Annotated in this window: 27 protein-coding genes; 7 read left to right on the top strand and 20 right to left on the bottom strand. The window is 44.4% G+C overall.

The window, feature by feature from the left end:
• Positions 1–435: 435 nt before the first annotated feature.
• Complete coding sequence (gene fchA, locus V7051_RS21475; protein WP_333878517.1) at positions 436–1,065, bottom strand: methenyltetrahydrofolate cyclohydrolase; 630 nt, start codon at positions 1,063–1,065, stop codon at positions 436–438.
• A gap of 714 nt (positions 1,066–1,779) precedes the next feature.
• Between fchA and V7051_RS21470 the strand changes: the two genes are divergently transcribed.
• On the top strand, positions 1,780–2,544 hold the full coding sequence (locus tag V7051_RS21470) for a flagellar brake protein (protein ID WP_333878513.1): 765 nt from the start codon (positions 1,780–1,782) through the stop codon (positions 2,542–2,544).
• Positions 2,545–2,644: 100 nt separating this feature from the next.
• Here V7051_RS21470 and waaA read toward each other — a convergent pair whose 3' ends face one another.
• The 15 genes from waaA to V7051_RS21395 form a co-directional block, all read right to left on the bottom strand.
• Positions 2,645–3,904 carry a lipid IV(A) 3-deoxy-D-manno-octulosonic acid transferase gene (gene waaA, locus V7051_RS21465; protein WP_333878522.1) on the bottom strand — a complete coding sequence of 420 codons (1,260 nt, stop codon included), beginning with the start codon at positions 3,902–3,904 and terminating at the stop codon, positions 2,645–2,647.
• 78 nt (positions 3,905–3,982) lie between these two features.
• The gene (gene rplI, locus V7051_RS21460; protein ID WP_333878512.1) at positions 3,983–4,432 is read right to left on the bottom strand and encodes a 50S ribosomal protein L9; all 450 of its coding nucleotides are present in this window, start codon (positions 4,430–4,432) and stop codon (positions 3,983–3,985) included.
• Between the two features lie 48 nt (positions 4,433–4,480).
• On the bottom strand, positions 4,481–5,374 hold the full coding sequence (locus tag V7051_RS21455) for a hypothetical protein (RefSeq protein ID WP_333878510.1): 894 nt from the start codon (positions 5,372–5,374) through the stop codon (positions 4,481–4,483).
• A 15-nt stretch (positions 5,375–5,389) separates the two neighbouring features.
• A complete protein-coding gene (gene rpsR, locus V7051_RS21450) occupies positions 5,390–5,617 on the bottom strand; it encodes a 30S ribosomal protein S18 (RefSeq protein WP_104424167.1) in 228 nt (75 codons plus the stop codon).
• Between the two features lie 32 nt (positions 5,618–5,649).
• On the bottom strand, positions 5,650–6,102 hold the full coding sequence (gene rpsF / locus V7051_RS21445; RefSeq protein ID WP_333878502.1) for a 30S ribosomal protein S6: 453 nt from the start codon (positions 6,100–6,102) through the stop codon (positions 5,650–5,652).
• A gap of 211 nt (positions 6,103–6,313) precedes the next feature.
• Positions 6,314–7,864, bottom strand: a complete 1,551-nt coding sequence (locus V7051_RS21440) for a flagellar hook-length control protein FliK (RefSeq protein WP_333878500.1) — start codon at positions 7,862–7,864, stop codon at positions 6,314–6,316.
• A 30-nt stretch (positions 7,865–7,894) separates the two neighbouring features.
• Complete coding sequence (gene fliJ, locus V7051_RS21435) at positions 7,895–8,353, bottom strand: flagellar export protein FliJ (RefSeq protein WP_333878498.1); 459 nt, start codon at positions 8,351–8,353, stop codon at positions 7,895–7,897.
• Positions 8,354–8,387: 34 nt separating this feature from the next.
• Positions 8,388–9,752, bottom strand: a complete 1,365-nt coding sequence (fliI, locus tag V7051_RS21430) for a flagellar protein export ATPase FliI (protein ID WP_333878497.1) — start codon at positions 9,750–9,752, stop codon at positions 8,388–8,390.
• A complete protein-coding gene (locus V7051_RS21425; protein WP_333878520.1) occupies positions 9,749–10,492 on the bottom strand; it encodes a flagellar assembly protein FliH in 744 nt (247 codons plus the stop codon). The genes fliI and V7051_RS21425 overlap by 4 nt, the downstream gene beginning before the upstream one ends.
• Entirely contained in the window at positions 10,479–11,486 is a 1,008-nt protein-coding gene (gene fliG / locus V7051_RS21420; protein WP_333878495.1) for a flagellar motor switch protein FliG, read from the bottom strand. The genes V7051_RS21425 and fliG overlap by 14 nt, the downstream gene beginning before the upstream one ends.
• Entirely contained in the window at positions 11,479–13,317 is a 1,839-nt protein-coding gene (fliF, locus tag V7051_RS21415) for a flagellar basal-body MS-ring/collar protein FliF (protein ID WP_333878493.1), read from the bottom strand. The genes fliG and fliF overlap by 8 nt, the downstream gene beginning before the upstream one ends.
• 22 nt (positions 13,318–13,339) lie before the next feature.
• Positions 13,340–13,654 carry a flagellar hook-basal body complex protein FliE gene (gene fliE, locus V7051_RS21410; protein ID WP_333878492.1) on the bottom strand — a complete coding sequence of 105 codons (315 nt, stop codon included), beginning with the start codon at positions 13,652–13,654 and terminating at the stop codon, positions 13,340–13,342.
• A 59-nt stretch (positions 13,655–13,713) separates the two neighbouring features.
• Positions 13,714–15,114, bottom strand: a complete 1,401-nt coding sequence (locus tag V7051_RS21405; protein WP_333878489.1) for a sigma-54-dependent transcriptional regulator — start codon at positions 15,112–15,114, stop codon at positions 13,714–13,716.
• Positions 15,101–16,408: a sensor histidine kinase gene (locus V7051_RS21400; protein WP_333878487.1), complete on the bottom strand. Its 1,308-nt coding sequence runs from the start codon at positions 16,406–16,408 to the stop codon at positions 15,101–15,103. Before V7051_RS21400 ends, V7051_RS21405 begins: the two co-directional genes overlap by 14 nt.
• Positions 16,409–16,526: 118 nt before the next feature.
• A complete protein-coding gene (locus V7051_RS21395) occupies positions 16,527–18,005 on the bottom strand; it encodes a sigma-54 dependent transcriptional regulator (RefSeq protein ID WP_442919687.1) in 1,479 nt (492 codons plus the stop codon).
• 281 nt (positions 18,006–18,286) lie between these two features.
• Here V7051_RS21395 and V7051_RS21390 point away from each other — a divergent pair, with 281 nt between their 5' ends.
• The 4 genes from V7051_RS21390 to V7051_RS21375 all read left to right on the top strand — a co-directional run bounded on the left by V7051_RS21390 (position 18,287) and on the right by V7051_RS21375 (position 21,395).
• Positions 18,287–19,537: an HlyC/CorC family transporter gene (locus tag V7051_RS21390; RefSeq protein WP_333878484.1), complete on the top strand. Its 1,251-nt coding sequence runs from the start codon at positions 18,287–18,289 to the stop codon at positions 19,535–19,537.
• Between the two features lie 108 nt (positions 19,538–19,645).
• Positions 19,646–20,278 carry an FHA domain-containing protein gene (locus V7051_RS21385; protein ID WP_333878482.1) on the top strand — a complete coding sequence of 211 codons (633 nt, stop codon included), beginning with the start codon at positions 19,646–19,648 and terminating at the stop codon, positions 20,276–20,278.
• A gap of 4 nt (positions 20,279–20,282) precedes the next feature.
• Positions 20,283–20,651, top strand: coding sequence for a PilZ domain-containing protein (locus tag V7051_RS21380; RefSeq protein ID WP_333878480.1), 369 nt, complete (start codon positions 20,283–20,285; stop codon positions 20,649–20,651).
• A gap of 591 nt (positions 20,652–21,242) precedes the next feature.
• On the top strand, positions 21,243–21,395 hold the full coding sequence (locus tag V7051_RS21375; RefSeq protein ID WP_333878479.1) for a hypothetical protein: 153 nt from the start codon (positions 21,243–21,245) through the stop codon (positions 21,393–21,395).
• 120 nt (positions 21,396–21,515) lie between these two features.
• On the opposite strand, the gene V7051_RS21370 is transcribed toward V7051_RS21375, so the two are convergent.
• Positions 21,516–22,655 (bottom strand): methyltransferase, encoded by a 1,140-nt coding sequence (locus tag V7051_RS21370; RefSeq protein WP_333878477.1) that lies wholly within the window; start codon positions 22,653–22,655, stop codon positions 21,516–21,518.
• 3 nt (positions 22,656–22,658) lie between these two features.
• Complete coding sequence (efpL, locus tag V7051_RS21365; protein ID WP_333878474.1) at positions 22,659–23,225, bottom strand: elongation factor P-like protein EfpL; 567 nt, start codon at positions 23,223–23,225, stop codon at positions 22,659–22,661.
• 189 nt (positions 23,226–23,414) lie between these two features.
• Between efpL and V7051_RS21360 the strand changes: the two genes are divergently transcribed.
• Both V7051_RS21360 and V7051_RS21355 read left to right on the top strand, forming a co-directional pair.
• Positions 23,415–24,299, top strand: a complete 885-nt coding sequence (locus tag V7051_RS21360; RefSeq protein WP_333878473.1) for an NAD(P)-dependent oxidoreductase — start codon at positions 23,415–23,417, stop codon at positions 24,297–24,299.
• Positions 24,292–25,068 (top strand): hydroxypyruvate isomerase family protein, encoded by a 777-nt coding sequence (locus V7051_RS21355; RefSeq protein WP_333878471.1) that lies wholly within the window; start codon positions 24,292–24,294, stop codon positions 25,066–25,068. Before V7051_RS21360 ends, V7051_RS21355 begins: the two co-directional genes overlap by 8 nt.
• Positions 25,069–25,071: 3 nt before the next feature.
• Here the strand turns inward: V7051_RS21355 and V7051_RS21350 are convergent, their stop codons facing one another.
• Both V7051_RS21350 and coaD read right to left on the bottom strand, forming a co-directional pair.
• Entirely contained in the window at positions 25,072–25,317 is a 246-nt protein-coding gene (locus tag V7051_RS21350; protein WP_333878469.1) for a YfhL family 4Fe-4S dicluster ferredoxin, read from the bottom strand.
• Between the two features lie 126 nt (positions 25,318–25,443).
• Entirely contained in the window at positions 25,444–25,929 is a 486-nt protein-coding gene (gene coaD, locus V7051_RS21345) for a pantetheine-phosphate adenylyltransferase (protein WP_333878467.1), read from the bottom strand.
• Positions 25,930–26,092: the final 163 nt, after the last annotated feature.

The raw sequence follows: 26,092 nt of genomic DNA, 5'->3' as shown, positions 1-26,092 counted from the left end.
ATAACTGGTGTGACTTCACGTCGCACGCTTTCAATATTTACCACCAATCAGCGTTAAATTTTTCAGCAAAAAAATTCATGTGTAATATTATCAACACGATAGTGGATGGCTACTGGAAAGTTCAAACGCTCTTTTGCTGTAGTATTAGAAAAATTTAGACGCCGTTTTCCAATTGATTCACTTGGGCCGGATGCACACCGAATTCCTAAGCGATCTCATTGACGGCTTTAGCCCCTTTAACCGCTTCCAAAGCAACCTTGGCTTTTTGCGTGCCGATAAAAATCTTACACTTTTTTCACTCACAACCCGCTCCTTTTTATCGCAGGCTACCATCTTAAATTATTGCCCGGATATCGGGATCCACTTTACACTTCAAATTTAATTAACTGCATTTTTATCAAAAAGATAAGAAGTAACTGTAATAATTTTCAACATTTAAAGCTTGGCTTTAACGATTTGATACACTTCTTCGGCAGCTACATCAGCTCCATTCAAAATCGATTCCAACTCCGCTAATTTCGCATCAGCAAAGACTCTGTCTTTAAGTCCTCCTGCATTGATATAAACATTTAACGCTGCACTTTTTAGTCCGCCGTAAGCCGCCATTACTGCAACACCTGCATCACTGATCACACCTACATTACCTTTTTCTGCGGCAACCCTGCTCAATGCAATAGCTTCTAAACATGCGTTCGCGCACTTCAAAGGAACTATTGTTGCTTCCTTTAATGCGGATTGGATTGCCTCAGTACGCACAGCTTTTTCTTCATCAGAATCTTTTGGTAAACCGTACGTCGCCATTAAACGATCAAAGACATCAACATCGGCTTTGATCATACCCATCAGCGTTTCACGCAATACTTCGGACTTTTCCAACAATGACCGCATTTCAAATTCAACTTCAGCATACTTGGGCTTACCTATGGTCAAATTACAGACCATGCTAATTAAAGCGGCAGCTTGCGCACCCATTACAGCTGCCGCACTACCGCCACCGGGAGTAGGCGCTTTGCTAGCCAATTCATCAATAAAGGCTTGAACTGATTTATCTTTTATTTCATTCATGATGCAACGTCTCTTCAATGTAGTCAGCTATAGTAAATGTTATAAAAAAGAATGAGAACTCTCAAAATAGAAGCTTTGTCTGCCAAGAACCAAAGCCTAACCTCGAAGATATTCGCAAAACCCTATTGAATCCGCATCATTACGATAGATTGAAAAGTATCAATAGCGCAAATCCGTTAGCAGCTGCAGATACAGGAATTTATATTATTATGGACTAAGCATGCTGCAAAATAATTAATTCTGAGCAATAACGCACAGATAGTTCTTATATGCTTGTTTATAATAATTATTTAAAATATGCTATAGCGCAAAACCGCCGGCTTCAAGATAATCAGCTCCCTCCTAGTGCAGGCCCCACAAGTAGCCTCTACTCATGATACGCTGCTTAACTTATTAACCTCTCTGCCGTGTCCGCAAGGTATTGAGAGGTTATTTTTCTCGTTCCGTACCAATTAATCCCGACCAAAGAAAGCCCCCCCAAGAGCCGGCACATGCCGAATCGCCCACCAACACCGCCTTGCCGCTTTTACCCAAGCTCAACATACCAGTAGGCTAGATATTGCCGCTCCAGTTACAAAATACGCTTTTTTCAATGTCATAACAAAAGCATAAGACCAATAAATAGCTGAAATAAATATTAAATTAATTTATGGCTAATTTATTGCTTAAACAATGATACCAATACACTTCATCAAATATATGACGGGGAATACAATGCTGACATATCAAGAAAATCATACCGAACCACATCACAAATGCACCCCAGAACCCGCAATTATAGATAATACGTATAGTAACTACACTACTGCCAATCAAGAAGACATCAGAAAAAAACTGAATTTACTAGCCAGCAAAAATACCTTGCTGTCCATCCAAGTTCCTGGAAAATTTGCAGTAAGTACACTTTTAACGACGATTACCTGTATTGAAGGCAATCATATCTTTCTGGGCGGATTCCAAAACGAACAATTTAATAAAGATTTGCTCATGCAAAGCACAGTCGCGGTCTCTGGTAATCTTGAAGGCATAGCCGTCAACTTTATATTAAGTGAACTTAATGGGTATGACATCGATGGCACCTTTAATCTAAAGGCGCCTCTTCCCCAAAGTATGGAATGGGTGCAACGAAGAGACGCCCGCCGAGTAAAAGTCCCGATTAATATTCCCGTTAAAATTCAATATAAAAATCAAGCTGACTACTTCAACGTTGCTGACCTCAGTGTCACCGGTCTATCCTATATCAACCAATCTGAAAATGAGCAACCTACAATCATTGGAGGACTCTATACAGACTGCAATATTGTCCTACCCGATAAAAGCATACTCCTTGCCTGCTTGGAAATAGTTAACAACATAACTATTCCTCTTAAGCACAACAGGCAGATAAACCGTGTTGGCTGTGAAATAAAGCGAGCCTCATATAGGCTTGACACAGCATTGCAGCGCCTTATTAATCAAATCGACTTCTATTACCAATAAAGCTGTATGTTTCGTATTGGCAATTATGTATGCAAAACAGGGGCGCAATGCATAAACGCTACTCTACTATGAACGAGAACAAAGAGAATATGAACTAAAGTCAAATATTCTGGCTGAGCATATCAAAAATTTTAGTGATCGCCCCCTGATTCTGTTGAATAAACGCTTTACCTTTTTCAGCTAACGATTGCCTGTATGCGGAATCCGCATACAGAGCAATAATCGCGCTAATTATCTCGCTTTCATCCTGACATTGTATTGCCGCATTCTGCTGCATTACTCTTTCAGCTATTTCTTTGAAATTTGCCATATACGGCCCAAACAAAACCGGAGTTCCAACGGCGGCAGCCTCAAGAATATTATGCCCGCCTACGGACACCATACTACCCCCAATAAACGCTACATCGGAGGCTGCATAAAGCATCTTTAACTCACCCATAGTATCGGCCAGATAAACATCAGTATACTGATGACAAATTTCGCAGGCTGTACGCATTACCACAGCCAGCTGATTCTGTTCACACAGTTTTTTTACCTCAACAAAACGCTCCGGATGCCTTGGCACAATAACCAGCAATAACTCAGGAATTTGCTGCTTTAGTTTTTTATAAATCTCAAGAAATATTACTTCCTCATCTTTGTGAGTACTAGCAATCAGCCAAACAAACCTGCCGCCAAACAAATCAGCCTTTAATTGCTCGCCTTGTTTAACAATCTCGCTCGAAACATCAACATCAAACTTTATATTGCCTAGCATTCTTACTGTTTCAACTTTTGCACCAATAGCAATAAAGCGATTGGCATCATCCTGAGTTTGCGCTGCAATTGACTTGACGCAAGCTAAAGCTGGAGAAATAAGAGCAGGGATTTTTTGATAACCATTTGCCGACTTTTCCGATAAGCGGGCATTGATAATATACAAAGGAATTTCATGTTTACCGCAACAGGCAAAAAGATTAGGCCAAATTTCAGTTTCCATGATCACTGCTATTCTCGGCTTAAAACACTGTATAAACCGGTTAACTGCACAAGGCATGTCATACGGCAAGTAGACATGCTCCACGCTTTCCTGCATTACCGCTTTAACACGAGCAGAGCCTGTGGGTGTTGTGGTCGTAATTAATAGCCGTGTATCGGGAAACTCTCGCTGTACTTTCTTGGCCAACGGAAATAAAGCTTCGGCCTCACCCACTGAAACCGCATGAAACCAGATAACATTCTGGGGAAATTTTTTATTGTAGAGGGCGAACCGCTCGCTCCATCTGTATCGATATGCGGGAGCTTTGATACTTCGCCAGATCAGGCGAATCAGTATAAGGGGAACTAACAGATAAAAAAAACAAGAATAAAGAACTCGCATAGTTAAAAAAGTCAAGGTCACAGGAAAGATTTTACTCGCCCCTTCAACCTTTAACTTTTTTACCTTATACCTAAATTATTATGCTTCAGCAGCAATTTTTATAGGCATTTTTACAATAACATCGGTATGGCAATTAATGTCGATCTGATATTCGCCGATTTGACGAATGACACCTTGAGGCAAACGAATCTCATGCTTTTCAACTGAAACACCTGCTTCGGTAATAGCGTCAGCGATATTTTGCGTACCTATTGAGCCGAATAATTTGCCTTCATCGCCTGCTTTATGAGTAATAACAACCTGAAGTTTACCCAATGCATTGGCACGCGCCTGAGCTGCACTCAGCTTTTCAGCTGCCGCTTTCTCAAGCTCTGCGCGACGCGCTTCAAATTCAGCAATTTTAGTAGCTGTTGCAGCAACAGCCTTACCGTACGGAACAAGATAGTTTCTACCATAACCTGATTTAATGACGACTTTATCACCTAGGTTACCCAAGTTTGCTATCTTTTCAAGAAGAATAACTTCCATCTTTTATTACCTCGTTATCGGATTTTATCCGGCTATTTTTTTACGCCATCAAGGCGTTTGTTGATTCGAAATTTTATTTCGTAAGTTTATCCATGCATCACTCAGCCCAACTACAGCAACCGGCAACATGGCATGGGGTATCAAAAACAATGTCACATAAAACATCGGCACTATAAATCGGCCCATCTTCATCGAGGCAAATACGGTATGCAGCACTGCCGTTCCGATAAATGTGTACAACACAAACAGCAAAATAGCGATATTCCACGATACTTCAGAAATCACACCGGAACTTAATGATGCGACAACTACCACCACAATACTGCCGATTGCCAGCCTTGGATGCGTATTCAATGACAAAAATTCTTGCCTGAATCCACCCGGATTATAGAGCAAAGCTTGCCACCACCGCCCCAGAAATAGACCAAAAAGCAGACCAAACACTGATGCGGCAGCAACTATTCCGGTCATGTAATGCGAAAGCATATCCAAAGTATGCTGGATATCTTCAACGGGAGCATTCGGCGGTACCATTTGTGAAAGTATGCTCTTCCACATAGTTGCCGACTCGGCGTTATAAAGATAAAAACCAACAACCCCCAGCACACCAAGCAATACGGCAACTTCAATGGCCAGAGATAAATACCGCCCTTCTCTTAGTATGATTGAAATCAACCATACAGGAACCCACAGCACCACCCCATAAAGCAATACAAACTGATAATTACCTAATAGGAAAAAACCAAATACCGCCGCTACCGCAGTTGAACACGCTAAAACAATGAAGCCCTCAATAGCACCTCGTCTTAAAGTAACAAGGGCAACAGAGGCTGAACTTACTATACTCACCGGGGGCATGACCAGCGATACCAACGCGAGGGTAGAAGCCACGAGCATGGCTTGTATTCTCCCCCGCATAATGTACTTAGCTAAAAAGCCCACTGATCGTCCAGTGTATTATTTGTGAGCGTCGCAAAAAGGCAACAATGCAATAAAACGAGCGCGTTTAATTGCAACGCCTAATTGCCTTTGATACTTGGCGCTGGTTCCTGTAATGCGGCTAGGGACGATTTTACCGGTTTCAGTGATGTAATCACTTAACAAGTCCAGATCTTTATAGTCAATCTCTGTTCCACCTTCTGCACTGAATCGGCAGAATTTTTTGCGTCTAATGTTACGTGCCATAATAATTCTCGTAAATCCAAGTGTTAAAAGTTTTATTCAGAAGTGAGTGCGTCAGCATCAAAGTCTTCGTCGATATCATCAAGATCAACTTCATCAGCTGCCACGGCCACTGCTTCTCTGGCCGCCGCATCTTTAGCTCTTGATTCAGCCGCTTTATTTTCTTCGGCTGTTGATGTAGCGATGATAGATGCTCCAGTGATGGCTGCTTTTTGCAATAAAGTCATACTGCGCAAGATGGCATCATTAAAACGAAAACCACTTTCCAACTCTTCCAAGGTCGCCTGATCGCACTCAACATTCATCAGCACGTAATGCGCTTTATGAATTTTATTGATCGGATAAGCCAGATGTCTGCGACCCCAGTCTTCCAAGCGATGAATTTTACCGGATGCGGTTTCGATGGTTGATTTATAACGTTCGATCATCGCTGGGACCTGAGAACTCTGGTCAGGATGGACTAAAAAGACAATTTCATAATGTCGCATGTTTTTTCCTTTCGGTTAAGCCTCCCACCTCTATCTTAATAAAGATGGTAAAGCAAGGAGGAGCGGACAGCTCCTAAGAACCGCGCATTATAGATGTTTTTTCAGCTATTGAAAAGCATGGAGTTCAGAAACAGCCCGCATTAGCCTCAATGCTAATAATATAGTTTATATCTCGGAGCGATAAGCACAAAATTAACGCAACGCTGCTAACCTAAGCGTAAATACTCAGCAAGCCTTTGCTGACTACAGCCCGTCCGCTTGCGATTTCTTGTTCAACCTCATCAATTCCATCAGCAGCAGCCATAGCCCCCTGTCTCCGACCATCAGCTGTTTGCGCAAAATTTTGCGATTGTGAGCGTCCCTGATCTGGCGCGGGGCCTTGAGAAATACTCACATCAACCAGGTTGAGCTGCTGGGAACCCATCATTTCCCGTAACTTGGGAATAGAAGCTTCAAGCGTTTCTCTTACAGCCGCATGCTGTGCTGTAAAGACAACAGTTGCCTGATCATCAGTCACATCAACACGAACCGATATAGGACCAAGATGTTGCGGATTCAGTCTGATTTCTGCCGAAGGTATTGCTTTGTTACTCATCCACACAATCCTATCGCCTAAATCTTTATTCCATTCGGGATGCGCTAGCGGCTTGGTCATCGCGGGAACATCTGCTTTATTCTCAACGATCTTATTAGGCTGGACCATATCCGTTCCAACTCGGGACAATGTCTTTCCATCCTCTAAACTCAATACCTGCTGATCAGTCCGTCCGGTCTTTTCAGTTTGCTCTGAATTCTGAAAGTAATTTAAATTAAAACCCTGTTTATCCTGAACCGGCTGACGAAAAACTGTTTCGCTTTGCAGGATATTATCAGGAACTTTCACTGGCTGACTCGACTTAACATCCCCAGTTGATTGTTTTATAAAAGATAGTAACCCACCGTCTGCAATTGTATCCGTAGATGTCGGATTATTGGCTGTTTTTGTTTGTTCAGCTTGTATTACAGGAAGAAGAGGAATAGGCATCACCGACTGCTCTTCAGTTCCGCTATTATTTGCAACAACCGTTACTTGAGCATCATCTTCAACCTTCTTCTTTTCAGGCTTATCATTTCCATGCGCCAAATTCATTTGAGCAGAAGCCTCTATTGCAACATCTTTCATACTTTGTCCAGACTCAGCACTCACATCTGTCGCGTTTTGCTCGACCGGAACCGCCGTCACAACCTCATTTTTTATATTTTGTTCAACCGGAACTGCCGTTGCACCTACATTTGTTAGGGATTGCCCAGCAGGAACTGCCGATGCAACAGCATTTGTTACGGTTTGCCCAGTAGGAACAGCCATTGCAATCACATCTTTCACATTTTGCTCAATCACTGCTGCCTTTTCTCCAGCAGTAGTGCCTACAGCAATATATTTTAATGTATCCGTTACTGCGGCTAAAGCAGCCTCATGGTCAGCATCGTCTTTTGTTTTATATGACGGCGGCAAACCATTGCCTAATAAAGCGGCAAAATCTTGCGTATCAACCTTGACTCCCGACAAACCGGCAATATCACCTTGCACGCCGACAGTGCCCTGTGTTTGCAGCGACAATGAATCCCCGGTTTTTATATTACCCAGCAACTCAATCTGCGCCACTAATGCGTCCGAGAAACCTTCAGAAATAACACCACTATCAATCAAAGGCGGCGTTATATTTTCTACCGTACCACTGCTATTTGGCGCCAAAGATAATAAATTTGCACTTTCAATAATCATAATCAATTCTCCTGAATTCTCACATAATTACTAAGCACTTCCTATGCCACTAGAGTTATTTCGACCTATCCGGGATGCCCTCTCATCCTGTTCCTGCTGTTCTCGTTTAGCTTCCTGCTTCATTTCCACCACTAAAGCCGAATCGCAAACCTTCTGCAGACTTTGGGTTTTATGATGCAATTCTTCCCAGATTTTTCTTTTGGCTATGACTTCAACTTCAACTGAACTCAACATTTGTTCTTGACCAATTATTGCCTTATCAAGTTTATCAATAAATGACCTAAACTCCAGAAGCTGCGCAACATTGACACCTTTAATACCCAGCTGCTCGAATCTATCCTGATATTCCTGCCGATAGTTTCTTAACCCTTCAACTTGAGCCTGCATAGTCTGAAGCTTTCTCTGAACCACACCCAGCACTTCCAAAGCTTTTTTTTCCTGTGTCGCTTTAATGTCCACAATTGTTTTAATACGTTGCGATTTTTTCACTTCTTTCCTTTAATATCCCGAAAGGGCTTGGATATCAGCCGATGGCCACCCTGTTTATGCCCAGTAACATTGCCAATTCCTGTAAGCTCCGATTCATATCAACCGGCTCATCCATGTCCTGCTGCAAAAAATCTAAAATCGCCGGATTTTTTTCAATGGCCTTGTCTATTCTAGGATCTGACCCTGGTTGATACGCACCGACACTGATTAAATCGCGATTTTGCTGATAAAGTGAATACAATCGCCTTAACTCCCGCGCCATTTTCAAATGACCGGCATCAATAATATCCGGCATAACCCGACTGATTGACGCCTCTATATCGATAGCCGGAAAATGTCCTGATTCAGCCAAGCTTCTGGATAATATAACGTGCCCATCCAACACCCCTCTCGCCGCATCGGCAATAGGATCATTAGTATCATCACCCTCGGCCAGAACAGTATAAAATGCAGTTATAGATCCACCACCGTGATCGGCATTACCGGCGCGCTCCACCAAATGCGGTAATTTGGCAAAAACTGAAGGCGGATAGCCCTTAGTGGCAGGAGGCTCGTCAATAGCCAGGGCAATTTCACGATGTGCCTGTGCAAATCGAGTTAATGAGTCCATTAACAATAAAACATCAAGCCCCTGATCACGAAAATACTCGGCAATGCTGGTTGACAATAAAGCAGCATGAACACGCATCAAAGGCGGGCAATCCGCAGGCGATACAACCACTACGGCTCTTTTCAGCCCCTCTTCGCCCAAGGTCTTCAGGACGAATTCATTAACTTCTCGTCCCCGCTCGCCAATCAGCCCGACAACAACAATATCCGCCGTGGTAAATTTAGTCATCATTCCTAGCAGCACACTTTTACCCACGCCGGTACCGGCAAACAATCCCATACGCTGCCCGCGCCCTACGCTGAGTATCGAATTTATTGCCCTAACACCGACATCAAGCGGCTCTCGTATAGGCCTTCTCGACAACGGATTGATAGGCGCGCCATTGAGAGAAATCAGCGCATCGGTTTTAAGCGGACCTTTGTCATCAATCGCATTGCCTGCACCATCCAACACGCGCCCCAGCAAGCCGAAGCCCACTCTGGCCAAACTATTTTTGCCCATAGGAATGACCCGGCAATCCGGCTCAAGACCATGGACTTCGGCAGTTGGCATCAAAAAAATGCGCGCATCGGAAAACCCCACGACTTCCGCTTCAATCATTCTGCCATTTTTAGCCTCAATTCTGCAGCGGGAACCAATAGCCGCTCGACAGCCCACCGCTTCCAGCGTCAAACCCACCATCCGGGAAAGCCTGCCTTCGACCACAAGCTCAGGGACTTCCTTCAATCTTTCGGAGTAAGGCTTTAATTTAGCCAGCCAAACTTGTGATCGATTTACATCTGGAATCACAAACTTTTATTCTCGGCAATAGCTCCACTGACTGCATCTGTAGAGTCGTGCGCCCGCTCACCACCCAATAGAGTTGAAATAACAGCGGCCAATCGATGCTCTACTGTCGCATCAATATGTGAAAGCTCGGTATCGACTTCGCAGCCCCCCCGAGTAATTAACGGATCCTCAACTATGCCCCAGCTTGGCGACATCTCATCCAGCGCTAATGCAGAACGCACCACCTCGGCATCTTCAGGGTGCAATCTCAAACTGATCTTTTGCGATGCTAGCGGCAGGACATTGATTGTTTCACGAACAACCGCAACGATTTGCCCGGGATCCAGCTTGATTTCCCGACGTATTATTTGCGTTGCGATACCGATAACCAGCTTAACCAGCTCTTTTTCCACCTCTTCATCAAGGCGTTTAAAAGGCTCACTTAAAGATTCCAAAAGGCCGACCAACATTGCCGCCTGGCTTTGCAGCAAGTGCAAATTATCCTCGTAACCTTTTTTTGACCCCTCATCAAAACCTTGCTGAAAACCATGCATTTTGCCTTGCGCAAATGCTTCGTCATAGGCCTGCTTCTGCATGGATTCAATTTCATCAACCGTTAAAATCGGTGTCTGCTCATCCTCAAGCTCTACCGTTTCAGATTCCCTAACAGGAGCATCTACACCGGAAACATCCGGCATGCTCCATAATCTTAACGATTCAAGCTCAGCTGCAGTGAATCTGGGTGTCTTAGATGAGTTCATCACCGCCGACTCCCATTTGTATCTCACCTGCATCCGCTAGTTTTTTAGCAATAGCCAATATATCTTTCTGCGCTAACTCCACTTCGCTTAGCTTAGCAGGCGGGGAAGCCTCCAAATCATCACGCAGCATTTCTGCTGCCCGTTTGGACATATTACTGAATATTTTTTCCTTAAGCTCACTGCCTACTCCGCGTAACGCCAGCAACAATTGCCCGGTTGAAATTTCACGCAATAATGTTTGCATACCTCTTTCGTCAATCGTAGTAAGATCTTCAAAAGTAAACATCTTCTCTTGAATTTCCTGAGCCAATTCAGACCTATGTTCGGCAATCCCCGACATCACTAAATCTGCCGCGCCGCCATCCAGGAAGTTTAAAATATTAGCTACCGCATCGACACCGCCAATATTTGTCGACTTGACATTATCAGAACCGGTTAACTGTTTTTCCATGATTTGATCCAGCTCACGCAAGGCGGCTGGCTGTATGCCTTTCATCGTTGCAATCCTCATCATCAGATCAGAACGCATACTTTCTGGCAAAAACATCATCACATCAGCCGCCTGCTCACTTTCCATCAAAGACATAATAGTCGCGACAATCTGAGGATGCTCCAAACGAATCATGTCGGCAATCGACCGGGTATCCATCCACTTCAGCTGCTCAATACCTTTAGTATTACCACCCTGTAAAATTCGATCAAGGATGCTGTTTGCCTTATCTGCTCCCAAAGCGCTGATCAATACAGTACGAATATACTCATCGGTATCCATCCCCAGAGCCGTCTGTCTCTTTACCGCGACAATGAATTCCTCAACCACTTCATCCATCATTTCTATGGAAATCTCTCCCACGCTTGCCATGGTGATGCCCAAAGTCTGCACTTCTCTGGGAGACATGTGCTTTAAGACGAGAGCTGCTCTCTCCATTCCCAGCGCCAGCAACAATACAGCGGCACGATCAACCTGGGTTAACTGTTTTTCCGCCTTAGCCATCTTTTTTAATCCATGATTTAATAACTTGCGCGACTACTTTCGAATCATCATCAACCAATCGCTTCACATATTCCAAACGATGCTCGTAACTTTGGGGCACATCCAAAAGCAGCAGATCCTGCATTTCCATAGCATTGGGCATCGAAAAACTTACGTTTTGCTGACCGGCCGGTACAGCGATAGGCAGGCCATGTTCATCAAAACGAACCGACCCTCCTATAGCGACTGCCTTTTCTTGCGCCTCAGTCAACGCTAAGGCTTTTTTCTCTTCGATGTCCCGAGCGACAAGACTGCGCATAGTCGGTCGCAACACCCCAAAAAGCAGGAATAATACTGCAAGCACAGCGGCGGCTTGTTTCATAAGATCAAGAAACCAGCCTTGCTCCCAAATAGGTATCGCAGGCAATGCTTCAACAAGCTCGTCTATTTTGAAAGCCACATTCGTAACGGTAACCTGATCCCCCCGGCTACTGTCGAAGCCTACCGCCTGCTTAACCAGATCACTAAAACGATGAATGTCTTCTTGAGAATAAGACTGCGCTTTAACGATGCCATCACTTTGGGCAATATGCCGATCATCAACGACCACGGCTACGGACAATCGACGTAACGCCCCTGTAGCTAAGCGGGTATGGGTAATGGTTTTATCCAACTCATAATTTCTGGTTGCATTTTTTGATGCCGATCCGGGGGGCGTGGAGGCAGTCGAACTTGTGGCAGTGACGGGCGAACCCGAGGCTGCCGTTGCAGCTGCAGCGGCAGCCGGATCCGGAGCTACACCGGCAGGAGTCGGTTGATTTGATAATGCGCCCGGAACACCTTGGATGGCGGACTGCGTACTTTGCTCTTCCGATGTTTGTTCGCTTCTTAATGCCGGCAAATCCGGATTGAACATTTCCTGGGTTCTGTCTGTCTCGGTAAAATCCACATCCGCTGAAATTTGTACGCGCATCCCGTCACCACCGACCAAAGGCGACAAAATATTTTCAATCCGCCCCATCAGGTGCTCTTCAATATTCTTCTTATATTCAAACTGCTTGGACGTCAAATTACCCGCTACGGATGAATCATTGCTATTTAACAACTGACCTTTTTGGTCGACAACTGTCACTTGTTCAGCTTCCAATTGCGGCACACTGGACGCGACTAAATGAATAATTGATTCAACTTGGCCTTTATCAAGTGATCTGCCTTGATATAAATTGACTATGACTGAAGCGCTGGGCTTCTTACGTTCCCGCACAAACACTGACTGCGCGGGGAGAGCTAACAATACTCGCGCCATTTTTATATTCTGGATGGACATAATAGTGCGAGCAATCTCACCTTCCAAGGCTCTCTGGAAGCGCATCGTTTCGACACTTTTACTGGCCCCGAAACCCTGATCTTTATCCAGTAACTCATATCCCAGACTATTACTTTTGGGCAATCCCTGAGCCGCCAGCTTGAGCTTTATTGTGCTCACCTGGTCCATCGGCACCATAATAGCCCCGGAACCGTTTTCGACTTTATATTTGATATTTTCTTTATTGAGAACTTCGAGAATTTCAGCCACATCACTTTCGCCGATTTCAGAATACAAGCGTCCGTAAGAAGGCTCCTGCGACCATAAAACAATAGCAACACCAATAGCAACGCTAAGAGCCAGCCCCAGCATCAACCCGATCTGACGCCCTATAGTCAGCCCGGCCAAGCCTTTAATGGCAGGATGCGCTTCGACCTTGGTCGCAAAAATATGAGACGCTTCACCTTCAAGATGACCTTTCTCTTTTGCTATAGGGTCATGTTGGCGATTTGCTTCAATTAGACTATTACCGCTCTGTTCGCTCATTTTTTAATTACAGTTTGCCGCACTACATTGGCATATTCATGACATCTTGATAGGCTTCAACTAATTTATTTCTGACCTGTAGCATTGCCTGAAATGAAACACTAGCTTTTTGCGAAGCCACCATAACTTCCGCGAGACTTACATTGGTATCGCCCGATTCAAAAGCCTCCGTCATTTTTCCGGCAGTTTGTTGAGTGTCATTAACAGTTCCTATGGTCTGCTTTAACATTGCCGCAAAATCAGCACCGCCACCTGTATCTTGCACTTTACCGCCGCCGGCTTCAAGCGACATTGCCCTCATCTGAGCTAAAACTTGATTTACATTCATCTCACTCATGGGGTTCTCCTCTTACATTCTTAATAATATAGAGTTTAGAGCATTTTTAATGCCACATCTTAGCATGAAATAATAACACCCGAATCTTTCATCCTGGCCATTTTATATCGGAGTGTTCTGGGACTAATGCCCAACTTTTCAGCGGTTATCTTGCGGCTGCCATTTTCCATCTGCAAGGTCTGTAAAATAATATTTTCTTCGGCAGAGCGAACCCCTTCCCCCAATGCACGAATTTCCGGCTTTTCATCTTTAATATCGGGTAGATACGATTCGTCTTCTACAGTCTCAAACGACGAATTCCTACTAATCGCTTCCATTATTGATCCCGCATCCTCAAACACCAAATCATCAACGGTAATCTTATCGCCAGCCCGCAAAATAAGAGCCCGTTGCACCACATTATCCAACTCCCTGACATTACCAGGCCAGCTATAAGCCGACATTTTTTCACTAGCCTCCTTATCGAATTCAGGCAACTTTTTGCCTTCCAGCCGATGGCGTTGCATTAATTCCTGAGCTAGCGGCAAAATATCGCCAGGTCTACTACGTAACGGCGGAATATTAATAGGGAACACATTGAGGCGGTAATATAAATCCTCACGAAACCGTCCCTGTTCCATCTGCTCTTTTAACTTCTGATTGGTCGCCGCCAAAATTCTGACATTCAGCTTGATTTTTTTATGACTGCCCAAGCGCTCGACTTCCTTTTCTTGCAGTACCCGCAATAATTTCGCCTGTAAACCTAAATCCATTTCGGCTATTTCATCCAGCAATAAAGTGCCGCCTTGCGCTTGTTCAAACTTTCCAGGCATGGACTGAACCGCTCCGGTATAGGCACCTTTCTCATAACCGAACAGCATCGCTTCCAACATATTTTCAGGAATAGCGGCACAATTCACTGCGACAAAAGGCCCCTGATAATGCGTTGAGTTCTGATGAATATAACGGGCAATAACTTCTTTACCGGTTCCGCTTTCACCCTGCAACAATACGGTAACATCGGTTTTAGCTACTTTGGCAGTCAGGGCATAGAGCTTTTTCATGCTTTCGTCTTGCACGACTCGTTCGTTAACCGCTGTATTAGCCGCTAACGGATTGGCTGTCACATAATCAGCTACCTTATTTACCAGAGCCTGAGCGTCAAATGGCTTGATAAGATAATCGCAAGCGCCTGCCTGCATGGCCTCCACTGCCTTGGGAATGGTGCCGAAAGCCGTCATCAGCAATACCGGTGTTTCCGAATATTTATGCTGCATATTTTTCAGCAATTGAAAGCCGTCCATAACCGGCATCTGCACATCGCTAACGACCAGCTTAAATTGGCCGAGCTCCAGCTTGATTAATGCTTCGGTACCGTTACGAGCCGAAACCACACGATAACCACCTATCTCCAGAGTGTCACAAAGCGCCTCGCATAATGACAGGTCATCCTCAACAACCAACACATCATACTGTTTCATGTCTCATCTCCATTTGATGATGATTTTTACCGGACAAATCTGTCTGGAACAGATTTGCATTTACCCGAAGGGCATCAGGCAGGATAGCCTGATGTGAATAGCCGCCCGGCAATAAGTTATATGCCTGATTGATACAAGGCAGGACTAACGAAAAAGCAGTACCCTGTCCAGGAACCGACTCAACCTGAACATCGCCGCCATGGGCTTTCACTACACTGTCGACGACGGCCAAGCCCAAACCGGTGCCGTAAGTTTTAGTGGTAAAAAACGGCTCAAAAATCCGCAGCCGAAGCTCTTTATCAATGCCGGGCCCGTCATCCTTAATGACAATCCGCAATTTACTGCCGTCAAGCTGATCCAGTTTGATCGATACGCATCCCATCCGTCCTACTGCGTCAACCGCGTTATTCAATAAATTAAGCAGCGCACCGCGTAAGGCATTTTCATTACCCAACATTGCATCATTTTGCACCTCATTGATAATCTGCAAATCAATTCCGCCGCTGCCGGTATATTCTTTTATCGTTTCCTTGAGGTGATTTAATAATTCGGCCAATGAAAAACTCTCCATCGCCAAACGTCCGTCTTTGGCAAAAATCAACATATCGTTGACCTGCCTTTCCAAGTATTGCAGGCGCTCAAGAATTTTTTGTGAAAACCGTTGCCGTTTTTCGTTATCCAATGCCGGACTACTCATTTGCGATGCGTAGAGTATCGCTGTCGCCAATGGCGTTCTGACCTGATGCGCCATACTGGCCACCATTTCCCCCATTGCCGACAATTGCTTTTGTTGATTCAGCATGTCCTGCAGGTTTCGCATTTCACTGACATCCGATAACAAAACGATTTGTCCTGAATCACTAAGGTTGTTACGCGCAATGTCCCTACTGACCGTCATATTCACCCGTTTGCCGTTACACAATTGGCGCTCATGAGGATTACCAACGACGGGAATCAGACTGCGGGTAACAACGTCGAGCCAATCCAGGCCAATCAGCGGCTCACCTAAGAAATCTGTCGCTACCGCATTACAATCCACTACTTTACCATCCACATCCAGCACAATAACCCCCGCCGGAAGCGCTGCCAATATTTTTTCTAGGCGGCTTGCAAGCTTTTCTTTTTCCTCAAGGGTTTTAAGTCGCTCACTATGGGCAAAGGCAAGCTCGCCATGCAGTTTAGCAACCTGCTCTTCCAATCCTTGATAAGAAATAGATAAATTCTGGGATAGCTGATTAAAGATGCGAAATGCATCGGTAAGCTGTTCGGTTTTTTGCTTTTTCTGAGTATTCATGTCTGATCGCTCTTGTTTTACTGCAACTTAAAGTTACTTAAGCAAAAACCAGACCAAATATTAATACATTTATTTTCAATGAGTTATTTAATGATGCCAAAAAAATGACTTTTTAACCTTAACGCTGCAAATCGTATTTACGCAGTTTTTCAACCAATGTTGTACGTCGCATATTCAACCGCTTGGCCGCATGCGCCACCACTCCGCTGCATTCGTTTAACGCTTGACGTATCAAATCGATTTCTAAAACATTCAAATATTCTTTCAAATCTATACCCTGCTCCGGCAACTGCGCTAAAACAGTCGTAGAGCCATCAAAAGTACCGACAACCTCAATTTGCTCAACCGGCTCATCATCTTCCGTATTGACCATAGCTGCTTCAGGGGCATTAATTATTTCTTCAGGAACTTTATATAGTTGAAACTTTTCCGGCAAATCAGCCGCGTCGACCAATCCTTTGGGATTAATAATGGCTAATCTTTCAATCAAATTTGCCAATTCCCTGACGTTACCCGGCCATTCATGCTGCATCAGCACAGCTAATGCAGCATTGGTCAACCGCACTGAGCCACGATTGGACGCTTCCATGCGAGTAATAAGATCATTTACTAACAGGGGAATATCTTCGGCCCTGTCCTTTAAAGCCGGTATTTCAATAGGAAAAACATTTAAGCGGTAAAACAAATCCTCCCGAAACCGGTTTTCTTTAATCTCATTTTCAAGATACCGGTGCGTTGCAGCAATCACCCGCACATCGCAATGTATGGTTTTGTTACTGCCTACGCGTTCAAAAGTACGTTCCTGCAATACGCGCAATAGCTTAACCTGCATAGCCAAGGGCATATCGCCAATTTCATCCAGGAAAAGAGTTCCGCCCTCAGCCATTTCAAAGCGTCCTTGCCGGGCGCTTAAAGCACCGGTAAACGCTCCTTTCTCGTGACCAAACAACTCGCTTTCCAATAATTCTCCCGGAATCGCACCGCAATTTATAGGCACAAACGGTTTGTCTTTCCGGAAGGAAGCATCATGCAAAGAACGGGCAACCACTTCTTTTCCTGTTCCTGACTCACCCAGAATTAAAACCGTCGCATCTGACTCTGCAACCTGATCAATCAGTTTACGGATACCGGCTATAGCCCGGCTCTTACCTTTTAGCCGGTCAGCTGAAGATGCACGACGATCGGACGATTCCCGTACTGTAAAAGCCGTTTGCCTGGCGGATGCAGAAAACTTGTCGAGTATCGGTTTCAAGACCGGGTACGTAGTCGGCCATTCGAAGACTTGAAACACATTATTAGTAATTGCAGTAGAAACCTGGAGTGCAGTCCCCTTATTGATTAATAAAATGACAGGGATTTGATCTGCCCGTTCCACAATATTACTGACGACAGTCGCTTGCTTCTCGATGCCATCACCGACAAAAATGCCACATAAATGATCAGTTCCATTAAAACAAGATGCATAATCCGCTGAACCCACGGTTTCTATCTTGTACGCCATAAACTGAAAAATCGTCTCCAGTTGCTGGGTTCTTATTTTATTGTCGTCAATTAACAAAATACGCGGCAACGCCATGTTTTTACACTCATCACTCACATTGAGGCCATTTAGATTTAGCCCTGCACTTTCCGCCACAATGACTGCGGCCTATCACTCAGCATGACCTTAAAAATAACTCTTTTTAATTATTTAACTATTCGGCAAAGTTAAGCATCGAATCCTTACTATGTCAAAATTCTTTTTTATTTCATATTGTTCTATATTCTTCTTAATGTTATTTACACAAATAAAACAATATACAAGCCGTATCCAAGCTTGACAAAAATTTCTCATCATAGACACTAGGGTTGTTTTCACAACCCCAGAGTACCCTTTCTTTGAATGATATGCCCCTTAGCATGCTGTTTGGCATGCTTGCCGCCATGCTTATTTTTTCCGCTTTTTTCTCCGGTTCGGAAACGGCTTTGATGACGCTAAACCGTTATCGTTTAAGACATTTAGTCAAACTAAAACATTCAGGTGCAATTAAAGCACATAAACTACTGCAAAGACCGGATCGCTTGCTCGGCTTGATTTTACTGGGCAATAGTTTTGTCAATAATTTTGCATCCTCGATAGCCACTGTTATTGCCATAAAGCTCTATACGGATAAAGAATCCAGTATCGCTATCGCTGCCGGGATTTTGACTATCGTAATGCTTATTTGCTCAGAAGTAACGCCCAAGACACTTGCTGCGATCAAACCGGAGCTACTTGCTTTCCCGTCCGCCTGGATTTACACCCCCTTACTAAAACTTTTGTATCCCGTCGTTTGGTTCGTCAATTTATTTGTTAACCTGTTACTTCGAATAGTTGGGGTCGATGTCAAAAAAAACTACCATGATGCTCTCAATACAGACGAATTAAAAAGTATTATTAGCGATGCGGAAAGCTTAATGCCCGCACGCTACCAAAAAATGCTGATGGGCATACTGGATCTCGAATCGGCGACTGTTGAAGACATCATGACACCACGCAATGAAATTATTGGTGTAGACCTTGAGTTGCCGGTTGAAGATATCATTACCCGGATAAAAACCAGCCCCCATACCCGATTACCCGTATACAAAACCAGCATCGACAGAATTATTGGTTTTATACATTTAAGAAAGATACTTGCACTGCTTAATCAAGAAGACTTTGACAAGCAAACCATCATAAATCTGCTGGACAAGCCATCATTTATCCCTGAGAGCACCCCGGTGCATAACCAAATGCATCGTTTTAAGCATGAAAAAATCCGCATAGGTCTGGTAGTCGATGAATATGGCGATGTGCAGGGATTGGTTACATTAGACGATTTACTGCAGGAAATCGTTGGAGAACTGATCACTGATGATGTCGCCGTAAGAACACAAAGTGACGGTAGCTACTTGGTTGACGCCAATATTACCATTAGAGAATTAAACCGCGTCACTCAATGGACACTTCCTACGGAAGGCCCAAAGACACTCAACGGACTTATCATTGAATTTATGGAAACCATACCCGAAACCGGAATCAGCATCAGATTGCATGGATATCTTCTGGAGATTATAAAACGGGATGAAAATAGCGTTAAATTGGTTAAATTCCTGCCTAGAAAATAATCTTTACCACAATACCGAGAGAGTTATAATCAAAAAAGGGAATTTCTTGAACAACTAAAATAATACCGTCTATAATCAAAACTCATTTAAGAATGTGCTACCAGCTCAATGGCAAAACTCACTGTTTTTTTTAAAGATAAAGCTATCCATTCGGGTCTGTTTGAGCAGGGTATTGTGCATATCGGACGTGATGAAACCAATGATTTAACCATTGACAGCTTGGCAGTCGCTCCGGCTCACGCGGTTATAATTATTCGTGACGATGATTACACTATCAAGCAACTCAATGATGGCTTTCCATTAATCATCAACGGTAAAAAAATTAAAGCATGTCATCTCAATAACAACGATGCAATATCGATGGGAAAGCATGACATCATTTTCAATACTACAGAACATGTAGAAGCTCGGGCATTCAACAGCCTCATTGACGAAGACATAAAATCGCTTAATGAGGAAATTGAAAGCGAATTACAAATTCCAACCGCTAATTTGCAAATTTTGACCGGCAGTAATATTGGTAAAATCTTGCAGTTAAAAAAATCCATGACGCGGCTTGGTCATGACGGCAACGGTGTTATTGCAATATCAAAGAGAAAAAAGGGTTATTTCGTTTCCGTGTTGGAAAACAGCGGCACGATAACCGTAAACAATGAACCTTTAAACGACAAGTCACTAAAATTAAAAACAAATGATGTGTTGGTTGTTGACAACACATCCCTGCAATTCTTTTTGAATTAAATCCATGCATCCAATAGAAAACAACGACAACCGCCATTTTCATCGTATTCTTTACACCGCAGAAGCTATTTTAAGTTGCGAAGAAAAAACTTGGCATTGCGAAATTATTGATCTGTCTTTAAAAGGCTGTTTATTGCGTTTTGAACTTCCTTGGGAAGAAGATCCGGAGAAACTCTATACCCTCACATTACGCTTATCCGAACAGGTCCAAATAAAAATGGAACTCACTGCAACACATGTGGTAGGCAATAAGGTGGGCTTTAAATGTGAGCATATCGATATAGACAGCATTTCCGAACTACGTCGGCTGGTTGAACTCAACCTTGGCAGCAGCGCCTTACTGGAAAGGGATTTGCTCTCATTAATCGGGTAGCATAAATTATGCTGTAAAGCTGATCTATGCTCAGCCTCAAACATTTTTAGCAATTTGGCCTATAAAATAAAAAGATAGTAGGCGCTGTAAATTCAATTAAGCGCCTCCGATTCTAAACCATATTCCTGCATCAACGTGAAAAACCTTATGTCGATCATTAAAGCATATGGACATTTTCCACTCCCACTTTTTTCCTTTACACTGCTTACTGCATGATCCGAGTCGCACATCGACTTCAGGCGTACCGCTTATAATGATCGAACCAACGCTATAGCTCTTCGCTTATCAAACACAAAATATTAAAGTTTATAGCCCTGTTCTTACAGCCTGAAACCGGGGCATTCTCCCGTTCATTCATAGCCATCCGTTCCGGCTTACAGCCCAAAGTATTCATCCCGAAACCCGCCTGAATCCTTGTAAACCAGCATTTAAAACCGGTTTTACATTTAAATATTCAATAACCTAGCCAATTGTTTCCATAAGAGAAATTATTAATCAATACCTATTGATATTGTCAACTAATATCTCTGTATGTATAGTGTAACCAACGTCGATTACTTCTTACCCACAAAATAGCAAAGGAGCTTTAAAATGACTGATATTCAAAGAGATATTTTAATAGGGCTGATGTTTGTCGTTGGTATTTTGGGGTTTCTTTCCGGCGAATTCATTGTTTCAACAATCATGTTTGCAACAGCCGCTATATTCAGCAATATAGTATTGAGCCGCAGATTGCTTAACTAAAGTTTTTACCCCTCTTGGTTTTATCCTACCTCAAACAGTATCTCTCCTGTTTGACTCCTTACTCCCGACGCTCACGCATAGGGAGTTTTTTTTGCACGAATTTTATACGCGCTCTTCCAGTTATCCCGCGAATACAGCTTTCACAATGATGAATTTCGAGTTCGATGCAATGATCGAATGAGCACCAAAAAGACGGTCAAGATAGCTGTGATAATTCAGATGCCGATTACCGATCACCCACAACTCGCCGCCTTTACGCAATACTCTTCGCGACTGTTTAAACAAGCTGACGGCAATCTGGTCACCTATCGTATTTTGCTGATGAAACGGCGGATTGCACAGAATCAGGTCGGCCGACTCTGGCTCAGCCTCGATCAAACCGTCGCCGACACAAAAAGTCGCCTCGCGTTGCTCTCCAAATACACGCTGAAAATTTTCCCTGGCCGATGCAATCGCCATAAAGGATTCATCGACAAAATGCACAGTCGCCTCCGGACTACGTTCGGCGGCGATTAAACCGACCAAGCCGTTACCGCAACCCAAATCGATAATGTTGCAGGCATCCCGGCGGGACGGAAGGTGCTGGAGAAAAAAGCGAGTGCCTATATCAAGACTGTCTCGCGAAAAGACATTAGCGTGATTACTAATCAGGTAGTCGGTATTTTCAAGCTGATAACAAACCGGATAAGGGCTAGATGGAGCACTCAGCCCGGTATCAAGAGATGCAAAGATCAGCCGCGCCTTTTTCCTTGCCAACGAAGTCGTCGTCGGCCCGACCAAACGTTCCAGCAATTTCCAAACCGAAGGCGGCAGGGATTTGATCATGCCTGCGACAATAACCTGGGTTGAAGCGGTTAAATGTGGACGCAAGCGTATTAATTCGTCTTCCAATAACGCCAGAGTTTTCGGCACTTTAATCAGTACCAAATCAAAAATACCCTCCGGCATTCCAAGACTGTTCAACAAGCTGACGCTATGCTCAGGCAAGTTATTTACGGCAAGATTGAGCCGCGTTGCCTGTTGCGACAAATAAGAATCCGATACAGCATAAGGCCGAAAAGCACTCAATGCTACAGCCAACGCGCCGAAGCTGTCATTGACTATCAACATCCGCGCACCATCTAATAACTTTAGCCGTTCTGCAACGGTGTCGAGCAGATATTCATCCGCCGCATCCCAGGCTTGCAGCAACTCTCGTGGACGCTTTGGCAGCCGGTTTAACTCAAACTCGCCTTGGGCAACGCTTAAACGATCAGGCATGAGTCAAGCACGCGACATGAATTTCCCTGTCTCGGTATTGATCTTAATCAATTCCTCAGGCTCAAGATATTCAGGCACCTGAACCTCCAAGCCGGTGGTCACCCTAGCCGTTTTGGTACGTCCGGACGCCGTCGCCCCTTTAATAGCCGGCGCGGTTTCCACTATCGGCAATATTACTGAACTTGGCAATTCAATGCCCAGCACCGCATCATCCACCAACAAGGCCACGATGCCTTCCAGACCTTCGGTCAAATAGTCGATTTGGTCTTCCAAATCGTCGCTGCTCAACGTGTACTGGGTGTAATCTTCCATATTCATAAAGATGTAACTATCACCGTCCACATAAGAAAACTGCACCTTGGCGCGCACCAGGTCGGCATCCTTAAAATAATCATCCCCTTTTAAAGACTCATCCAGTTTTTGGCCGGTCTTAAGATTGGTAAAACGGATTTTATATAATGTCGATGCACCTCGGGACGATGGACTTTTAGCATCAACCTGCTTTACCGCATGCGGAATGCCGTTTATCTCAACCACCATTCCTCTTTTTAAATCACTAGCCTTTGCCACGCAAACCTCCTCTCGATTAAACTTGCCGGCAACATGCAGCAAGGATTTATGTTTAAGTGGGCTAAGCCACCATCAGCCGTCATTATATCGTAAAATTTGCGCTTAAAGCCGCCCACTATGGGAATTTGGCTATCGGCTAACGCCTGCGTGATTTTCGTTTTGAATATTAACCCGTGATAAATTAAAAACATGTCAGATAAAAAACCCACCCTCGGCTTCATCGGTATCGGCCTAATGGGCAAACCGATGACTTTACGTTTGTTGAATGCAGGCTTTAGCGTCAATGTCTGGAACCGCAGCCCTGAAAAGCTCCGGCCGGTCGCTGATGCAGGCGCCAAAGCCTGTGGTTCCGTTGCCGAATTGGTCCGAAGCTCTGAAGTGATTATTTTGTGCCTGGCCGATACTGCGGTCGTAGAATCGATTGTGCGCAACGATATTTTGCCGAATGGTACAGCAGGCAAGTTGCTGATCGATTTATCCAGCATCCACCCTGAAAACACCCGGCAATTAGCCGCGCTGATAAACGAAAAATGCGGCATGGGCTGGATCGATGCGCCGGTTTCCGGCGGCGTTGCCGGTGCAGAGCAAGGCAACCTGGCGATTATGGCGGGCGGCAGTGCGGAACATATCGCAATCGCCCGAGTTGTCCTGGCGCCGTTATATAAACAATTGACCCACATGGGCGAAGTGGGCAGCGGCCAGATCACCAAGATCTGCAACCAGATGATTGTCAGCTGCAATGTACTGGTTATCGCCGAAATGATGGCGCTGGCCAAGCAGGCCGGCGTCGATGCCAAGCAAATACCTACAGCGCTGGCAGGCGGCTTTGCCGACTCCAAACCCTTGCAAATCGTCGCCCCCGAAATGGCAACCGAAACCTTTGAGCCGGTCAAATGGCGGGTTAAAACCCTGTTAAAAGACTTGAACATGGCGGTTGACTTGTCTATCAAGCAGGGCACTGCGACTCCCATGTCCGCACTGGCCTCGCAGTTGATGCAACTGCATGGTAGCCATGGTTACCTTGAACAAGATCCCTCCACGTTAATCAAGCTATACACTAAAACCGATGCTTAAATTTACCGCAAACCTGAGCCTGCTATTTACTGAAAATATGCTTGTCGATCGCTTCAAAGCCGCCAAGCAAGCCGGTTTCGATGCCGTTGAAATTCAATTTCCTTACGATTTAAGCGCAACCGCGATAAAAGACAAACTGGACGCATACGACTTAAAACTGGTCTTATTTAATGTCGCCGCTGCCGATTTGTTGCAAGGCGGCGAAGGCCTTGCCTGCGTGCCTGAAAAACGCGATCAGTTTAAGGAAGCCGTCGCCCAAACCGTCGAATATGCAGAGCTGTTAAAGCCGGAAGCGATCAACGTCCTGCCGGGACGCTGTCACGATAACAGCCGACTGGAATTCTATCTGGAAACTTTTAAAAAAAACCTGTGTTACGCCGCCGAGGCCTTTTCGCCTTTAGGTATTAAAACAGTATTTGAGGCAATCAACACCAACGACATGCCGGGATTTATCATCCATAGCGGAACGCAAATGCTCAGCGTGTTAAACCAACTTAACAGGCCTGAACTGTTTATGCAGTACGATATTTACCACATGCAAATGATGAGCGAAAAGCTTGAGGCATTTATTGCCGAATACGCCGATAAAATCGGTCATATCCAGTTTGCCGATTGCCCCGGCCGGGGACAACCCGGCTCGGGGCAAATCGATTTTGACCGAATGTTTTCAGTCATTGAAAAATCGGGTTATTCGGGCTGGATCGGGGCGGAATATAGACCCGCTGGAACTACCGCTGAAAGTCTGAATTGGTTAAAACCTAAAACATAATCCCTAGCGTATCAGTTTCAGATACTTCTGATACAAACTTTCCTTATCTTCAACATGCGTGGGATCTTTGTCTATACAATCGACCGGGCAAACATCCATGCATTGCGGCAGGTCATGATGGCCTACACATTCGGTACATAATTCGGGATTAATGATATAAATATCTTCGCCTTGAGAAATTGCACCATTCGGGCATTCCGGTTCGCAGACATCACAATTGATACATTCATCATTAATAATAAGGGCCATACCTACTCCTACACATTACAACACTGATGAGCAATAAATCTTTGCTCAACTAAATAAACTCAAACACTTCGCTATACAGACTGTCTTTGACCTTTTGGATTCATCCTTGGGGCAAACAGCATAACATCACTCGGACTTGAACTTGTTAATTAAACATTGATGAACAAGATCAGGAACAAAACAGGACACGTCGCCATTCAACTGTGCAATTTCACGGATCATGCTTGAAGAAATGAATTCATATTGTTCGGCCGGAGTTAAAAACACGGTCTCCAATTCCGGCGCCAGACGCCGGTTCATTCCGGCCAGCTGAAACTCGTATTCGAAATCGGATACCGCCCGCAAGCCCCGCAAAATCACATTGGCTCCCTGCTGTTTAGCGCATTCCACCAACAAGTTACCAAAACCGATTACCGACACATTGGAAAACTCCGAGGTAACCGCCCTGACCAAATCCACCCGCTCTTCTAAAGAAAATAATGGAGCCTTACCCCTGTTAACCGCAACGGCGACAACCACTTTGTGATAAAGCCTGGACGCTCTGGCAATGAGATCCAAATGCCCATTCGTAATAGGATCAAAAGTTCCCGGATAAATTGCAGTGGTTTGCATAAGGTGTGATTTTCAAAAAAAGCGGCAATTCTATACCAACAGACTGATTTTAAATACTCATTTAATAATATGGGAATGAATTGGCAAACTTAAAGCGATAAGAAATGAGGTAGTGGATTAAATCTGTAATTAGGCATGAATATCCAAGCCGAATTCGACCTTG

Source organism: Methylobacter sp., from assembly GCF_036845245.1.
Taxonomy (GTDB): domain Bacteria; phylum Pseudomonadota; class Gammaproteobacteria; order Methylococcales; family Methylomonadaceae; genus Methylobacter_A.
This window is presented reverse-complemented; position numbering and strand designations above follow the sequence as displayed.

What these genes read in the sequence shown, in the direction of transcription:
- fchA (WP_333878517.1), bottom strand. Translation starts at nt 1,065, where the DNA reads ATGAATGAAATAAAAGATAAATCAGTTCAAGCCTTTATTGATGAATTG.
- V7051_RS21470 (WP_333878513.1), top strand. Translation starts at nt 1,780, where the DNA reads ATGCTGACATATCAAGAAAATCATACCGAACCACATCACAAATGCACC.
- waaA (WP_333878522.1), bottom strand. Translation starts at nt 3,904, where the DNA reads ATGCGAGTTCTTTATTCTTGTTTTTTTTATCTGTTAGTTCCCCTTATA.
- rplI (WP_333878512.1), bottom strand. Translation starts at nt 4,432, where the DNA reads ATGGAAGTTATTCTTCTTGAAAAGATAGCAAACTTGGGTAACCTAGGT.
- rpsR (WP_104424167.1), bottom strand. Translation starts at nt 5,617, where the DNA reads ATGGCACGTAACATTAGACGCAAAAAATTCTGCCGATTCAGTGCAGAA.
- rpsF (WP_333878502.1), bottom strand. Translation starts at nt 6,102, where the DNA reads ATGCGACATTATGAAATTGTCTTTTTAGTCCATCCTGACCAGAGTTCT.
- V7051_RS21440 (WP_333878500.1), bottom strand. Translation starts at nt 7,864, where the DNA reads ATGATTATTGAAAGTGCAAATTTATTATCTTTGGCGCCAAATAGCAGT.
- V7051_RS21425 (WP_333878520.1), bottom strand. Translation starts at nt 10,492, where the DNA reads ATGAACTCATCTAAGACACCCAGATTCACTGCAGCTGAGCTTGAATCG.
- fliG (WP_333878495.1), bottom strand. Translation starts at nt 11,486, where the DNA reads ATGGCTAAGGCGGAAAAACAGTTAACCCAGGTTGATCGTGCCGCTGTA.
- fliF (WP_333878493.1), bottom strand. Translation starts at nt 13,317, where the DNA reads ATGAGCGAACAGAGCGGTAATAGTCTAATTGAAGCAAATCGCCAACAT.
- fliE (WP_333878492.1), bottom strand. Translation starts at nt 13,654, where the DNA reads ATGAGTGAGATGAATGTAAATCAAGTTTTAGCTCAGATGAGGGCAATG.
- V7051_RS21405 (WP_333878489.1), bottom strand. Translation starts at nt 15,114, where the DNA reads ATGAAACAGTATGATGTGTTGGTTGTTGAGGATGACCTGTCATTATGC.
- V7051_RS21400 (WP_333878487.1), bottom strand. Translation starts at nt 16,408, where the DNA reads ATGAATACTCAGAAAAAGCAAAAAACCGAACAGCTTACCGATGCATTT.
- V7051_RS21385 (WP_333878482.1), top strand. Translation starts at nt 19,646, where the DNA reads ATGGCAAAACTCACTGTTTTTTTTAAAGATAAAGCTATCCATTCGGGT.
- V7051_RS21380 (WP_333878480.1), top strand. Translation starts at nt 20,283, where the DNA reads ATGCATCCAATAGAAAACAACGACAACCGCCATTTTCATCGTATTCTT.
- V7051_RS21375 (WP_333878479.1), top strand. Translation starts at nt 21,243, where the DNA reads ATGACTGATATTCAAAGAGATATTTTAATAGGGCTGATGTTTGTCGTT.
- V7051_RS21370 (WP_333878477.1), bottom strand. Translation starts at nt 22,655, where the DNA reads ATGCCTGATCGTTTAAGCGTTGCCCAAGGCGAGTTTGAGTTAAACCGG.
- V7051_RS21360 (WP_333878473.1), top strand. Translation starts at nt 23,415, where the DNA reads ATGTCAGATAAAAAACCCACCCTCGGCTTCATCGGTATCGGCCTAATG.
- V7051_RS21355 (WP_333878471.1), top strand. Translation starts at nt 24,292, where the DNA reads ATGCTTAAATTTACCGCAAACCTGAGCCTGCTATTTACTGAAAATATG.
- V7051_RS21350 (WP_333878469.1), bottom strand. Translation starts at nt 25,317, where the DNA reads ATGGCCCTTATTATTAATGATGAATGTATCAATTGTGATGTCTGCGAA.
- coaD (WP_333878467.1), bottom strand. Translation starts at nt 25,929, where the DNA reads ATGCAAACCACTGCAATTTATCCGGGAACTTTTGATCCTATTACGAAT.